The organism is Halorubrum sp. SP3 (assembly GCF_005435195.1).
GTDB lineage: Archaea > Halobacteriota > Halobacteria > Halobacteriales > Haloferacaceae > Halorubrum > Halorubrum sodomense.
This window is the reverse complement of the sequence record NZ_SGTU01000103.1, coordinates 1-420: the sequence shown is the minus strand read 5'-3', so window position 1 is coordinate 420 and position 420 is coordinate 1. Positions and strand designations below refer to the sequence as shown.

Below are 420 nucleotides of genomic sequence, written 5' to 3'. Positions count from 1 at the left end.
CGAGGGCGAGATTTTCGATATGCTCCAGAACAAGGTCGAGAACATCCGTGGGAAACTCGGCAACACGGCCGACGTCCTCGGGATGCTCGACGACATCAACGTCGACTCGCTCATTATGGAGTCTATCCAGAATGAGGAACCGGCGAGTGCCACCAAGGAGGAACTCGAAGAACTCATCGACGAGCGCCAACGCACGCTACAAGAGTGGTACGAACGCAGCCTCATCGACACGAGTACGTTCGATCAGGAGAGCCGACAGAAGATCCAGGAGGTCATGGACGAGTCCGAGGATGTCTACGGGACCGAAGCGGACATCCACGAGTTCGTTGAGCGCGGAATCGAGGTGCTTGGTGGTGACGTCGAGAAGGCGGGGAGCAACCTCTACCGAGCTGAACTCCCTCGCTCCCTTCGGCAGGGCAC

General features: G+C 58.3%; 1 pseudogene. It reads left to right on the top strand.

Annotation, left to right across the window (positions count from 1 at the left end):
- Positions 1-420: pseudogene (locus tag EXE42_RS15615) on the top strand (helicase); the annotation flags it as partial.